The organism is Thauera sp. K11 (assembly GCF_002354895.1).
Taxonomy (GTDB): domain Bacteria; phylum Pseudomonadota; class Gammaproteobacteria; order Burkholderiales; family Rhodocyclaceae; genus Thauera; species Thauera sinica.
This window is the reverse complement of sequence record NZ_CP023439.1, coordinates 353,730-367,550: the sequence shown is the minus strand read 5'-3', so window position 1 is coordinate 367,550 and position 13,821 is coordinate 353,730. Positions and strand designations below refer to the sequence as shown.

Here is a 13,821-nt window from a genome sequence, read left to right as displayed (position 1 = left end):
TCAACCCGAGCGCACCCGCGAGATGTCGGCCTCCAGCCCGTATTGCTTGACCTTCTGGTACAGCGTGCTCTTGGCGATGTCGAGTTCGCGCGCGGCCTTCGTCAGGTTGCCGCGGGTGGCGGCGATGGCGCAGCGGATCAGTTCCGCCTCGCCGGTGGCGATGCTGCGCACCGCCGGCGGGACCGGCTGCGGTGCGTGCGCCGCCGCGGCGTCGCCGTCGGCCAGTTCGGGCGGCAGGGCCTCCGGGCCGAGCAGTTCGCCTTCGCTCATCAGCACCATGCTCTCGATGACGTTGCGCAGTTCGCGCACGTTTCCCGGCCAGGCGTAAGCCTCCAGCGCCGCGAGCAGGGCCTCGCCGAGCCGGCGCGGCCCCAGGCCGTGGCGCTCGCGGAACAGATCGACGAAGTGGCGTGCGAGCAGGCGCACGTCGCCGCGGCGGTCGCGCAGCGACGGGATGCGGATCGACGTCACCGCGACGCGGTAGTAGAAGTCCATGCGGAAGCGCCCGGCGGCGACCTCCTGCCGCAGGTCGCGGTGGGTCGCGGCGATCAGGCGGAAATCGACCTTGCGCGGCACGTTCTCGCCCAGGCGGTAGATCTCGCCCTGTTCCAGCACGCGCAGCAGGTGGGGCTGCAGGTCGGGCGGCATCTCGCCGATCTCGTCGAGGAACAGCGTGCCGCCGTTGGCCGCTTCGATCTTGCCCACCAGCCCGCCCTTGCGCGCGCCGGTGAAGGCGCCATCCACATAGCCGAACAGTTCGCTCGCCAGCAGTTCGCGCGACAGCCCGCCGCAGTTCAGCGCCACGTAGGGGCCGTCGCGGAAGGGGCTGGCCTTGTGGATGCCCTGCGCGAACTCTTCCTTGCCGACGCCGGTCTCGCCCAGCAGCAGCACCGGCACGCGCGAACGCGCGAGCTGGTCGGCCTTGCGCAATGCATCGCCCAGGCCGGGATCCGCGGTGACGATGGAGGCAAAGCCGGGGGGAATGCCCGGCACGCCGGGATCACATGAAGGCGCATCGCCCGCCGCCAGTTCGCGCACCGGCTCGGCTGCCCGCGCGCGGCCGAGCCGCGGCAGGGGCACGATCAGCAAGGTGCCCAGCCGTTCGCCGCGGCTGGCCACCGGCACCAGCCATTCCGCGCGCAGCCAGGCTGGCAGCGGCTGGCCGTTGCCGTCGAGGGCAAGCGCGGCGATGCGCCGCGGCGCGGCCAGGTCGAGGTCGGCGCCGAAGGCCGCGATCGCCGCCTGCGCGTTCTCGTTCGCCTTGATCGGGTAGCCGCGGCGGTCGAACAGCACGATGCCGTCCGCACCGCCCGACCAGTACGGCAGGGCCGCTTCCAGCAGGCGGTAGCGCCGTTCCATCTCCATCATGGTGAGCCGGCTCTCGATGCGGCTCGCGGTCGTGACGACCAGCGCCAGGCTCTGCCGGCTGTAGGTCTCCGACAGTCCGGACACGTCCACCACGCCGAGTATCTCGCCGTCGTGCGGATGGCGGATCACGGTGGCCGAACAGGTCCAGCGCTTGATGCCGGCGCAGTAGTGCTCGGCGGAATGGATCTGCACCGGCTGGCCCACCGCGAGCGCCGTGCCGATCGCGTTGGTGCCGCAGACGCGCTCGCTCCAGGCCACGCCCGGCAGCAGATGGATGGACTCGGCCGAGCCTATCGTGGGGTTGTCGCCCTCCATCGTCAGGATGGTCGAGCTGGTGTCGGCGAGCGCCATCACCGTGCCGGTTTCGGCCAGGAAGTCGCGCGCACAGGCCATGACCGGCGCGCTTGCCTGCAGCAGTTCGTCGTGCCGCTGCCTGAGCGTCTCCAGGGCCGACTCCGCCACCGGCGGCGGGGCCTTGCGCTTGTCGGGGTCCACGTTGTGCTGCTGGCAGCGATGCCAGGAGCCGTCCACCAGGCTGCGCAGCGCATCGGACGGCGCGCCGCCACCGTCGAGAAAGCGCTCCCATGCCGCCATGACCGCGGCATCGTTGCCGGGGTCGGAAAACATCTGCCCATCGGGCGTGCGCAATGCGTTCAACTGTCTCCTCCTCGCGGAACGCGGCGCGGCGGGTCGCTGCATGCGACCGGAGGGGTAGGCCCCTTGTCTGTACTGCCGCCTCGGTTCCGGTGTCTTGCTGTCGATGTCGTCCGGCGACGACGCGATGAGGCGCATTGCCAACGGCCTGCACGCAATCTGCACCTCGTCATCAAGCATAGCAAAGGCGATGCCACCTCTCTGGATGCGGGTCATCGAACCGGGGGCGATCGCATGAGTGTCTGGAATCCGGTCTGCGTGGGATGCGTTCCGTCGGGCTGCGGAACGCGGTCTCGCTTTGTCGGGGGCTTGGGCAGTCCTCGCCTGTTCCGCGTGTTTCGTGTGTCTCTCGAATCCGGTCTGGCGGCGGGGGATGCGTTCCGCGGGCTGCGGAACTCGCCCTCGCTACGCTCGGGGCTCGGACAGTCCTCGCCCGCTCCACGCATCCCCCGCCACCAGACCTGCCGCGTCGAGTCATCCTGTTGCCGATGAAAAAGACGTCGTGAGATCGGCCGGATCGAATCGCGGGCAGAGGGGAGCACGCAAGGCCGGCGGCGCCCTCGGCGGAAAGGGCCGGAACGCCGGCAAGCGGGCGATCGGACGGACGCACGAGCGTCCGAAGACCGTCCGGTTTTCGGACGGATGCGTTCGAAAACGGGACGATTCATGCCGTTTCGGCGGCACCTCCGGCACAGGCGCGGATGCACGCGATCGCCGACGGATTCTCGAGCGCGCTGAGGTCGCCGGGCGGCTCGCCGAGGTAGGCGGCGCGCACCAGCCGGCGCAGGATCTTGCCGTTGCGCGTGCGCGGCAGGTCCGCCGTGCGATGCACCCTGGCCGGCGCCAGCGGCTTGCCCAGGCGCTCGGCGACGTGGGCGCGCAGCGCGTGCTCGCATGCCGCCCAGTCTTCCGCGGCCGGTGCCGCATCGGTCGCGGCCAGCGTCACGAAGCACACCGCCGTCTCGCCCTTCACCGGATCGGGCACGCCGATCGCCACCGCCTCCTCGACCAGCGGATGGCCGACCAGGGCCGATTCGTACTCGGCCGGGCCCACGCGCTTGCCGGCAATCTTCAGCGTATCGTCGCTGCGTCCCTGGATGAACCAGTGGCCGTCGGCATCGATCCGCGCCCAGTCGCCATGCACCCATGTGTCCGGGAAGCGCGACCAGTAGCTTGCCAGGTAGCGCTCCGGGTCGTTCCAGAAGCCGTTCGCCATCCCCGGCCACGGCGCCCGCAGCACCAGCTCGCCGACCTCGCCGCGCAGGCCGGGGATCGGCCGCCCGGCGCCGTCGACGACGTCCGCCCGCATGCCGGGCACCGGCCCGTTGAAGCCGCAGGGCTTCTGCGGCAGGCCGGGAAAGCAGGCGAGGATGCCGCCGCCGATCTCGGTACCGCCGCTGTAGTTGATGATCGGGCATCGCCCGCCGCCGACGCGTTCGAACAGCCAGCGCCATGGCTCTTCGTTCCAGGGCTCGCCGGTCGAGCCGAACACCCGCAGGCTGTCGAGTGCGCCCGGCGGCGGCAGGCCGGCATCGCCCCTGGCCATGAGCAGGCGGGCGAACGTCGGCGACAGGCCGAGGTGGGTCAGCCGGTGGCGCTCGACGAGCCGCCACACCCGGTCCGGCGCTGGATGGTCCGGCGTGCCTTCGAACAGCATCGCTGCCGCGCCGCGCAGCAGGCTGCCGAACACCAGCCACGGCCCCATCATCCAGCCCATGTCGGTGATCCAGCCGATGCGCTCGCGCGGCTTCAGGTCGAAGGCCATCAGCATGTCCTGCGCCGCCTTGAGCGGAAAGCCGCAGTGCGTATGCACGACACCCTTGGGCCTGCCGGTGGTGCCCGAAGTGTAGATCAGCATCAGCGGCGTATCGGCCGGAAACACCGCCGGGCCGGGCTGTCGCGCGGCAGCATCGAGGAGCCGGCGGTAGTCGGACTCGCGCCAGCGGCGGGCCACCGGCGCGTCGGACGCCGCACCGCGCAGCCGCGGCACGACGACGAGTTCGTTCAGTTGCGGGCAGAGCGCCGCGGCGGCGCGCGCCTCCCCGATCATGTCGACCTGCCTGCCGCGGCGCAGGCAGCCGTCGGCGCACACCAGCACCGTCGCCCCGCCGTCCCGCAGGCGGTTCGCCACGGCGTCGGCGCCGTAGCCGGAGAACAGCGGCATGGCGATCGCGCCGAGACGGGCGGCGGCGAGCAGCACGACGGCGGTTTCGGGAACCATGGGCAGATACATCGCGATGCGCCCGCCGCGCCCGACGCCCACCGCGGCGAAGCGGCGCACCTCGTCGTCCAGCGCCGCATAGGTCCGCTCGTCCGTCCTGCCGTCGTCGCCCTCCCAGATCAGCGCGATGCGATGCGGGTCCTCGCGCGCGATGCGGCCGACCAGGTTGTCGTGGAGATCGATCTCGCCATCGACGAACCAGCGCGGCCATTGCGGCCCCGCATCCGGATCGAGCAGCCGGGTGTACGGTCTGGCCCAGCGCAGCCCGGCCGCCTCGGCGACCTCGGCCCAGAAACGCGCCGGTTCCGCCGCGGCACGGGCATGCACGCCGGCGAGATCCGCATGGCCGTAGCGCCGCATGAAGCGGGCGAGTTCGGTGTCTTCCCAGCGGATGCCGCTGGCGAGAAAGCTGTCGGACACGGGCGCCTTCATCTTCCCGTTGCCTCCGGAAAAGGCCCCGGCATGGCCGGGGGTGAATGGCGGGCCGCGCGAACCGCGGCCCCGGGGGAGAAACGCGGTCTCAGTCGGCGCGGGCCGGTACCGGCAGGCCCACCCATTCTTCGTAGAACGCCTCGATGTCGGGCTCGAAGTCGTGGATGACCGGGTACCACGGCGTGGGCGCCTCGACGTCGTGCATCGTGCCGCAGGTGGGGCAGTAGTACTCGCGGTAGACCTGCCAGCCGGTGTCGGGCGCCATCAGCTTCGGATAGACCTCGGCCATCGCTTCCTCGGTGTCGCGCACATACACCGCCGCGTTGAGCTTCCAGTTCTCGCGGTAGTCGCCGAACTCGTGGCCGCAGTCGCACTTGGTGACCCACTTGCCGCTCTGCGCCGACTGCGCGACGTACAGATGCGGCCCCAGCGGCAGCACGATCCTGTCCTTCCACGCCACCTTCTTCTGCAGCGCTTCCAGGTACATCGCGAAGCGCTCGTTGTCCTTGGGCATGGACAGCATGCGCATCGTGGTGTCCCAGTCGAGCTTGCCGTCGATCAGCTTGCCGACCTGTTCCCTGGTGTAAGTCGTCATGATTCGTCTCCTGATTCCTTCGGTTGCCGCCGGCACGGGGCCGGCGGGTTTCGGTGCCCAGCCGGCGGCGCCGGACTTCATTCCTCGACCAGCACGACGGTGCGCACGTCGGGCATCTTCGACAGGTCCATGCGGAACTTCGAGCCGTAGGACGGCACGCCCAGGTCTTCCTCCAGCAGGTTCCAGTCGGCCGGGAGGTTCCAGAAGGCCCTGAATCCGGCGAGGAACTTCGGCGACAGGCCGAAGCTGGTGGCGAACATGTGCTTGACGGCCGGGCTGGCATGGCCGGTGAGGATGCGTTCGCGCTCTTCCTTCATCCAGTCGCGCACCGGCACCGCGCGCGCCAGGCGCTCCTTGCGCACCTCGGCGCGCCGCGCCGCGGTGGCTTCGGCATCCACGCTCCACACGCCCTTGCCGTCCTGCGCGATGACCGCGCCATACACCTTGCGGGCGTACTCCGGCAGCAGCCAGGCGTTGTTGAGGTCGCGCGCGATCGCCTCCGGCTCGCGGTCGAGCGGGTCGCCAAAGCCGGGGCCGCCACGCAGGTAGTTGAGGTAGAGGTCGTAGTTGTCGTAGCAGTCCTCGGTGGTCATGCACTGGTGGTCGCGCTTGACGCGGGCACCGGCATCGATGTGGCGCTCGTAGTCGGGCGCGTCCGGATTGGCGTCGGCGCCCAGCGGCAGGCTGTCGCCGATGGCGATGCGTTCCTTGAGGCCGGTGCCGTGCGCCTCGAAGCGGTAGCCGGTGGCCGCCGGATAGCCGCCCATCAGCCCCCAGTCGCTGTTCATGTAGCCGTTGCCCATGAAGAACATCGTCCAGTCCTGCGCCTTCCACACCATGCGCAGGGTCTCGAAGCCGCAGCCGCCGCGGTACTTGCCGTAGCCGCCGGAGTTGGCCTTGGCGTTGCGGCCGAGGTAGAGCAGCGGCTCGGCCATCTCCCAGATCTCGATGTCGCCCATGTCGCCTTCCGGGTTCCAGATCGCGGCGGCGTGGTTGAGGCCGTCCTTGATCGCGCCGGCGCCGGTGCCGCAGCTCGATGCCTCGAAGCTGTTGACCGCGTGGATCTCGCCGTCCTGGTTGATGCCGCCGCCCTGCAGCCAGTTGGAGGTGTTGGCGTTGCCGGCATTGACCTCCTCCAGGTAGCCGCGGCTGAAGTAAGCCTGCGACAGCCCGCGCCACATCGCGCTCCAGCCGGAGACGAGGAAGTGCCAGGCGTAGGCGTGGCCGGTGCGGCGATCGTCCGGGTTCATCCACGCGCCCTTGGGCAGGCGGAACTCGGTGCCGTAGTAGGCGCCGTCGTTGATGCGCTGGGTCGGCACCAGGGTCTGCGTCATCATCACCCAGATGCCGCTGGTGAAGGCGACCTGGTGGGCGTTGTAGCTGTGCCAGCCCCAGCGGCTCGCGCCCTCGAAGTCCAGCCGCCACGAGCCGTCCCTGCGGATCTCCATCTCCACCGGCGAGTGCATGATGGTGTCGAGCTTGGCGAAGGCGTTGGAGGTCTGCACGTCGGGGTGGGCGTAGGGCACGTCGACGAAGGCGACCTTGCGGTACTTGCCCGGCAGCGTCATCGCCTTCAGCCGCGTGGTGAGGCCGCGGCGGCCTTCCTCGATGACTTCGAAGGCGAACTTCTCGTAGGCTTCCAGGCCCTCTTCGGCGATCACCTCCTCGATCAGGCCGCGGATCATGTGGCAGCCGGCGATGCGCGTCTTCTCGTCGAGAATCCAGTACTTGGGCGTGCGCACCGAACGCTGGCTCTCGTGCAGCCAGTCCTTCAGCGGCTGGTCGTTCACCCCGGTCTTGCGGCAGGTGATCATGTAGCCGTCGCCGAAGCGCTGGGTCTGGCCGGTGGACATCGAGCCGGGCGTGACCGCGCCGGTGTCGATGACGTGGGTGACGCCGCCGACCCAGCCGACCAGCTTGCCGTGGGCGAAGATGGGCACGATGGTGGCGATGTCGCAGGGGTGGACGTTGCCGATCGAGCAGTCGTTGTTGGTGAACATGTCGCCCGGGTTGATGCCGGGGTTGGTCTCCCAGTCGTTCTCGATCATGTACTTGATCGCCGCGCCCATCGTGCCGACGTGGATGATGATGCCGGTGGAGGTGAGCACGCAGTCGCCCGCGGCGTTGTAGAGGGTGAAGCACAGTTCGCCTTCCTGCTCGACGATGGGGCTGGCGGCGATCTTCTTGGCCGTCTCGCGCGCATGCACCAGGCCGCCGCGCAGCTTGGAGAACATCTTCTCGTAGCGGATCGGGTCGCTCTCGCGCAGTTCCAGCCGCGCGAGGCCGTTGTAGTGGCCGCCGCTTTCCTTCGTGCGCTGCAGGATGCCGTCGCGGAACTGCTTCAACGTGAGGCCGTTGCCGAGCAGGTCGGCGAAGCCGGTTTCCTTGTTGCTCATCATGTTCATGCTTGTCTCCTCAATCACTTCAGAGTGGTGGACCCCCAAGACGCCTTCGGCGTCGGCCCCCCGAGGGGGCGCCCGGTCGCCTTGGGGCGGCCCGGCGGCTACCGGGTTGGTGTGCCCCCAAGACGCCTTCGGCGTCGGCCCCCCGAGGGGGCACCCGGTCGCCTTGGGGCGGCCCGGCGGCTACCGGGTTGGTGTGCCCCCAAGACGCCTTCGGCGTCGGCCCCCCGAGGGGGCACCCGGTCGCCTTGGGGCGGCCCGGCGGCTACCGGGTTTCCCGCAGGTGGAAAAGGCGGTGCTTGTCGAGCCGGGTCTCGAAGCCGTCGGGCACGACGAAGGTGGTGGCGTCGGATTCGATGATCGCGGGGCCGGCGATGCGGTTGCCGGGCTTGAGCGCTTCCATCTTCCAAAGCACCGCATCCACCCACTTCTTGTGGCGGTAGAAGGGCCGCGTCCCCAGGCGCGCGGCGGCCGGCGGCGTTTCGCCTTCTTCCGGGTCCTCGGGCAGCACCGGCTTCTGCGTCACGACCAGGCCGCGCATGATCGCGCCGGTGACCGAGAAGCCCAGTTCGGGCGAACGCGCCGAACTGGCATAGACGCGCGCATAGGTGTTCTCGTAGGCATCGACGATGCGGTCCCAGTCCGCGGCGGTGGCGGCCTGGGCGATTGGCGAGGTGATCTCGAGATCGTTCAACTGGCCCATGTACTGCATGCGGTAGCCGGGTCGCAGGATCACGTCCTCCGGCTTGAAGCCGTTGGTGACGAACTCGTCGATGACCTTCGCGGCCAGTTCCTCCCACGCCGCCTGGATGGTGGCGCTGGCGGCGGCCTTGTCGGCGTCGGCGGCGAGCTGCGGCACGGCGATGTCCACGCTCTTGTCGTAGCGGTACTCGAAGTCGGCGCAGGCGCAGCCGAAGGCCGAGAAGCCTGCCGCCCAGGCCGGCACCACCACGTCCTTGAAGCCGGCACCCTCGGTGTAGCCGTAGGTGTGCACCGGGCCGGCGCCGCCATAGGAGAAGCAGACGAAATCCGCCGGGTTGTAGCCCTTGGCGCTGATGTTGGCGCGCAGGTACTCGCGCAACTGCAGGTCGAGCAGTTCGATGACGCCGGCCGCGGCATCCTCCACCGACAGCCCGAGCGGATCGGCGATCTGCGCCTCGATGTGCCGGCGGGCGCGCTCCACGTCGAGCTTGATCGCGCCGCCGAGGAAGTTGTCCGGGTTGAGGTAGCCGAGCACCACGTGGCAGTCCGACACCGATACGGTGTCGAGCCCGCTGTCGGGCCAGCAGGTGCCGACGCGGTAGCCGGCCGAGTCCGGCCCGAGCTTGATCGCGCCGCTGTAGGGGTCCAGCCGCACGAAGCTGCCGGCGCCGGCGCCCACCGAATCCATCGCCACCAGCGGCAGCGACAGCACCAGGCGCGCCATGTCGGGGTCGGAGGCGATGGCGAAGCTGCCCTTGGTGATCAGCGCCATGTCGAAGGAGGTGCCGCCGATGTCGGAGCAGGCGATGTTCTCGTAGCCCAGCGCCTCGCCCAGCAGCTTCGAACCGATGACGCCGCCGATGGGGCCGGAGACGATGGTGCGCGCCAGTTCCCTCGCCTTCCAGCTTATGGTGCCGCCGTGGGTGGCCATCACCCGCAGGTCGAACTTCGCGCCGTGCTTCCTGAAGCGGTCGCTGACCTTCTGCAGCGTCTGCCGCGACGGCTCGGCGGCATAGGCTTCCAGCACCGTGGTGTTGATGCGGTGGCTTTCCTTGCGCGACGGGTAGTAGTCCACCGAGGCGAACACCGGGATGTCGACGCCGAGGCGGGCGAGTTCCTCGCGGCACAGGTCGCGGGCGCGCTTCTCGCTGGTCTCGTTCTTGTGCGACTGCAGCAGGCAGACGACGATGGCCTTCGCCCCGGCCTCCACCAGCTCGCGCGTGGCCTGCAGCACCTCGTGCTCGCGCAGCGGGATGGCGATCTCGCCCTGCACGTCGGTGCGCTCGGTCACGCCGCGGGTGCGCGACAGCGGCACCAGCGGCTCGTCGTAGCGGTGGGTGTTGAGGTGGATGCGGTCCTCCAGCGCGTAGCCGAGGTAGCTCTGGATCGCGCGGCCCATCGAATGCACCTGCTCGAAGCCCTTGTTGCAGATCAGGCCCACGTCCAGCCCCTTGCGCTGGACCACGCGGTTGAGCATCGCGGTGCCCGAATAGACGCAGGTGACCAGTTCCGGATAGACCTGGTCCACGTCGCGCCCCCAGTGGGCGAGCGCGTCCTGCGACGAATTGAAGATGGCGAGCGATTCGTCCGCCGGATTGCTCTGCGCCTTGCCGACGACGAAGCGGCCGTCGTCGCGCACGAAGAAGGTGTCGGTCATCGTGCCGCCGGCATCGATGCCCATCACCTGTACCCGTGATGCGGTCTGGACTTGCATGGTTGTCTCCGTTCCTTCCCAGTGGTTGGATGAACTTGTCGGTGTGCTTGGCACCGCCATCCCCATCGCAACCCGCATGCCATCGCCGCGCATGTGCGGCGCAGCATCCGCGCATGGCCCGGAACGAGGCCGCTGCGCCCGATCCGGCAATGCAGCGCAACATGCACCGCTGCGGCGGAGCACCGACCGGTTTCGATATCGGCGTACGGAATCCGGACGTTCGGCGGACGCCGGATGCGCCGTGGCGGCTTTCGTGCGAACATTCGGGCCCGCCGCCGTACGGCGGCGGGTGCGCCCGCGCGCCCGGCCGCACCCGCCCAGCCCGAATGCCGAACACACAGCCCCTCCCCGCCTGCATGTCCAGTCTCGACCGCATCACCCAGAAGACCCTCGTCGATTGGCTGGGCGCGCACGAAGTCGCGAAGGGTCTCGGCTACCTCAGCCGCGTCAGCCGTCTGTCGAGCAACGAGTTCAGCGTGACGGCGCATGTGAAGGGAACGAAACGCACGCCGTACAGCGTGTACGTCGAGGTCGCCGAAGGCCGCGACGGCATGTCGCACCTGATCTCGGACTGCACCTGTCCGGTCGGCAGCGACTGCAAGCACGTCGCGGCGATGATGCTGGCCTGGCTGCGCCAGCGCGGCAGCCCCGACCGGCCGCGCGAGGAAGTGCGGGTCTGGATCGAGGCCCTGCGCAGCGCGGTGGCCGCGGACGGCCGGGCGGAGGTCCGCCACGCCCCGGACCGGCGCACCCACGGGCTGGTCTACCTGCTCGGCGACGTGCCCGAGATCCAGCAGCACGCGGTGCGCTGCTACAAGGCGCGCTTCGACAAGCAAGGCCGGCTCCGGCATACCGAGCACTGGTTCAACTTCGAACGCGCCCTCGAGACGCCGCCGGCCTTCGTCGACGACCGCGACCTCGAGATCCTGCGCCTGCTGTGGGCGCAGCGTCCGCGCCAGCACGGGCTGCTGCTGCATGCCCTGCCGCTGGACGGCCGCCATGCCGGCGAACTGATGCCGCTGCTGGCCGAGAGCGGACGGGCCTACTACGACGACTTCAGCCGCCCGCCGCTGCATGCCGGCAGTCCGCGGCCGGGCCGGCCGGACTGGCTGACCACTCCCGACGGCCGCCGCGCGCCCACCGTGCGCAGCGATCCGGCAGCCGACGTGGTGCTGCCCCTGCTGCAGCCCTGGTATGTGGACACGGCGCACTCGGAAACCGGCCCGGTCACACTGGACGTCGCCCCCGATCTGGTGCACCGGCTGCTGCGGCTGCCGCCGCTGACGGCGGTGGAGGCGGAAATGGTGGCGCAGGCGATGGCCGAACTCACCCCCGCGCTCCCATCTCCCACGCAGGACGCCGAACCTGCCGTGCAACTGGAGGGGCCGCCGGTGCCGGTGCTGCAACTGGCGACGATACCGGTCATCGACGCCCAGTACCGCGGCTACGCCCCCTACGGCACCTGGGAGTTCGATTTCGCGACGCTGGCGTTCCGCTACGGCCCGCTCACCATCGCCGCCGACGACCCGGCGCTGTTCCATTGCCTGCCGGACGGCCGCAGCGCCCGCATCGCCCGCGACGGCCGCGCCGAGCATGCGGCGCAGGCCAGGCTGGGCAGGGCCGGCTTCGCGCCGGTGCCGGCGGGCAAGATACAGTCGGCCTACAAGCGGCTGCCCGACGGCGCGCTCGGCCTGGCCAGCGAGGACGACTGGCCGGCCTTCATGGCCGGGGTGCTGCCCGGCCTGCGCGCGGAAGGCTGGCACATCGACACGCCGGGCGATTTCCGCCACCACGCCACCGACGTCGATGCGCTGGTGCTGGACGTCGACGCAACCGACGGCGACTGGCTGGCGATCTCCCCCGGCATCGAGGTCGAGGGCAGACCGGTGGCGCTGGGGCCGCTGCTCGCCGGCCTGTTCGCCGAGGACGGGCGCTGGCTGTCCGGCCGCCTGGACGACATCGCCGACAGGGAGGCGGTCATCCTCCACCACGAAGAACTCGGCCGCCTGCGCCTCTCCGCCGGGCGGCTGAAGCCGCTGGTGCGCGCGCTGGTGGATCTGTTCGACCGCCCCGACGGCCGGTTCCAGGTTTCCCGTCTCGACGCCGCGCGGCTGGCCGATCTGGATCTGCCCGGCCGCGGGCGCGAGTTTGTCGCCGAACTGGCGGGCCGGCTGTGCGGCGCCGCCGGCATCGAACCGGTGCCCGCGCCCGCGGGCTTCCATGCCGAACTGCGCCCCTATCAGCTCGAGGGGCTGGCCTGGCTGCAGCATCTGACGAGGCACGACCTGGCCGGCATCCTCGCCGACGACATGGGCCTGGGCAAGACGGCGCAGGCGCTGGCCCATCTGCTCACCCTCAAGCGCGCCGGCCGGCTGGACGTGCCGGCGCTGGTGATCCTGCCGACCTCGCTGGTGTTCAACTGGCAGGCCGAGGCCGCGCGCTTCGCCCCCGGGCTGAAGGTGCTCAGCCTGCACGGCACCGACCGCCACGCCCGCTTCGCCGAACTGGAGGTGGACGGCGCGCCGGTCGATGTGGCGCTCACCACCTATCCCCTGCTGTGGCGCGACGCCGAGGCGCTGCAGGCGCGCGAATGGAGCCTGCTGATCCTCGACGAGGCGCAGACGGTGAAGAACGCCGCGAGCAAGGGCGCCCAGGTGATCCGCCAGTTGCGGGCGCGCCACCGCCTGGGCCTCACCGGCACGCCGCTGGAGAACCACCTCGGCGAACTGTGGGCGCAGTTCGACTTCCTGCTGCCCGGCTTCCTCGGCTCGCAGAAGCAGTTCAACGCGACCTGGCGCACGCCGATCGAGAAGCACGGCGACACGCTGCGCCGCGACCTGCTGGCCGCCCGGCTCAGGCCCTTCATCCTGCGCCGGCGCAAGGAGGACGTGGCCGCCGAACTGCCGCCCAAGACGGTGATCGTGCGCAGCGTCGGCCTCGAAGGCGGCCAGCGCGACCTGTACGAGACGGTGCGCGCGGCGATGGACGAGCGGGTGCGCCACGAGATCGCAGACAAGGGCTTCGCGCGCAGCCAGATCGTGATCCTCGACGCGCTGCTGAAGCTGCGCCAGGTGTGCTGCGACCCGCGCCTGCTGAAGAGCCCGGCCGCGGCGAAGGTGAAGGAGCGCGCCAAGCTCGGCCTGCTGATGGACATGCTGCCCGAGCTGATCGCCGAGGGCCGGCGCATCCTGATCTTCTCGCAATTCACGACGATGCTGGCGCTGATCGCCGCCGAACTCGACCGCGCGAAGATCGGCTGGGTGAGCCTCACCGGCGACACCCGCGACCGCCGCATCCCGGTGGAGGACTTCCAGAAGGGCCGCGCGCCGGTGTTCCTGATCAGCCTGAAGGCGGGCGGCGTCGGCCTCAACCTCACCACCGCCGACACGGTGATCCACTACGACCCGTGGTGGAATCCGGCGGCCGAGAACCAGGCCACCGACCGCGCCCACCGCATCGGCCAGGACAAGCCCGTGTTCGTGTTCAAGCTGATCTGCGCCGGCAGCATCGAGGAACGCATCCTCGCGCTGCAGGAGAGGAAGGCGGCGCTGGCCGCCGGCGTGCTGTCGGAGGACGCCGACGCGCTGGCGAAGTTCGGCGCGGCGGACATCGCCGCGCTGCTGGCGCCGCTGCCCTCCACCGTCCCGCGCTGACCCGCCGCGCCGGCGGGCGGCGGACGTGGCGAGGCCCGCCGGAATGCCTCCCGGCGGGCCCCGTTCGCGCCGGCCCGGAA

6 protein-coding genes are annotated in these 13,821 nt (G+C 70.3%); 1 reads left to right on the top strand and 5 read right to left on the bottom strand.

Translation table 11 applies throughout. From position 1 onward, the window contains the following. The 5 genes from CCZ27_RS01715 to CCZ27_RS01695 all read right to left on the bottom strand — a co-directional run bounded on the left by CCZ27_RS01715 (position 1) and on the right by CCZ27_RS01695 (position 10,088). On the bottom strand, positions 1-1,995 hold the full coding sequence (locus tag CCZ27_RS01715; RefSeq protein WP_096445080.1) for a sigma-54-dependent Fis family transcriptional regulator: 1,995 nt from the start codon (positions 1,993-1,995) through the stop codon (positions 1-3). A 691-nt stretch (positions 1,996-2,686) separates the two neighbouring features. Beyond that, positions 2,687-4,663 (bottom strand): AMP-binding protein, encoded by a 1,977-nt coding sequence (locus CCZ27_RS01710; protein ID WP_232516527.1) that lies wholly within the window; start codon positions 4,661-4,663, stop codon positions 2,687-2,689. A 100-nt stretch (positions 4,664-4,763) separates the two neighbouring features. Then, positions 4,764-5,270: an acetone carboxylase subunit gamma gene (locus tag CCZ27_RS01705; RefSeq protein WP_096445078.1), complete on the bottom strand. Its 507-nt coding sequence runs from the start codon at positions 5,268-5,270 to the stop codon at positions 4,764-4,766. A gap of 77 nt (positions 5,271-5,347) precedes the next feature. Further along, positions 5,348-7,675 carry a hydantoinase B/oxoprolinase family protein gene (locus CCZ27_RS01700; RefSeq protein WP_096445077.1) on the bottom strand — a complete coding sequence of 776 codons (2,328 nt, stop codon included), beginning with the start codon at positions 7,673-7,675 and terminating at the stop codon, positions 5,348-5,350. Between the two features lie 262 nt (positions 7,676-7,937). Next, on the bottom strand, positions 7,938-10,088 hold the full coding sequence (locus CCZ27_RS01695; RefSeq protein ID WP_096445076.1) for a hydantoinase/oxoprolinase family protein: 2,151 nt from the start codon (positions 10,086-10,088) through the stop codon (positions 7,938-7,940). A 326-nt stretch (positions 10,089-10,414) separates the two neighbouring features. Here CCZ27_RS01695 and CCZ27_RS01690 point away from each other — a divergent pair, with 326 nt between their 5' ends. Continuing rightward, complete coding sequence (locus CCZ27_RS01690) at positions 10,415-13,741, top strand: DEAD/DEAH box helicase (RefSeq protein WP_332460890.1); 3,327 nt, start codon at positions 10,415-10,417, stop codon at positions 13,739-13,741. The last annotated feature ends 80 nt before the right edge of the window (positions 13,742-13,821 follow it).

Coding starts and splice junctions, on each gene's coding strand:
- CCZ27_RS01700 (WP_096445077.1), bottom strand. CDS start 7,675: ATGAACATGATGAGCAACAAGGAAACCGGCTTCGCCGACCTGCTCGGC.
- CCZ27_RS01690 (WP_332460890.1), top strand. CDS start 10,415: ATGCCGAACACACAGCCCCTCCCCGCCTGCATGTCCAGTCTCGACCGC.
- CCZ27_RS01695 (WP_096445076.1), bottom strand. CDS start 10,088: ATGCAAGTCCAGACCGCATCACGGGTACAGGTGATGGGCATCGATGCC.
- CCZ27_RS01705 (WP_096445078.1), bottom strand. CDS start 5,270: ATGACGACTTACACCAGGGAACAGGTCGGCAAGCTGATCGACGGCAAG.
- CCZ27_RS01715 (WP_096445080.1), bottom strand. CDS start 1,995: ATGTTTTCCGACCCCGGCAACGATGCCGCGGTCATGGCGGCATGGGAG.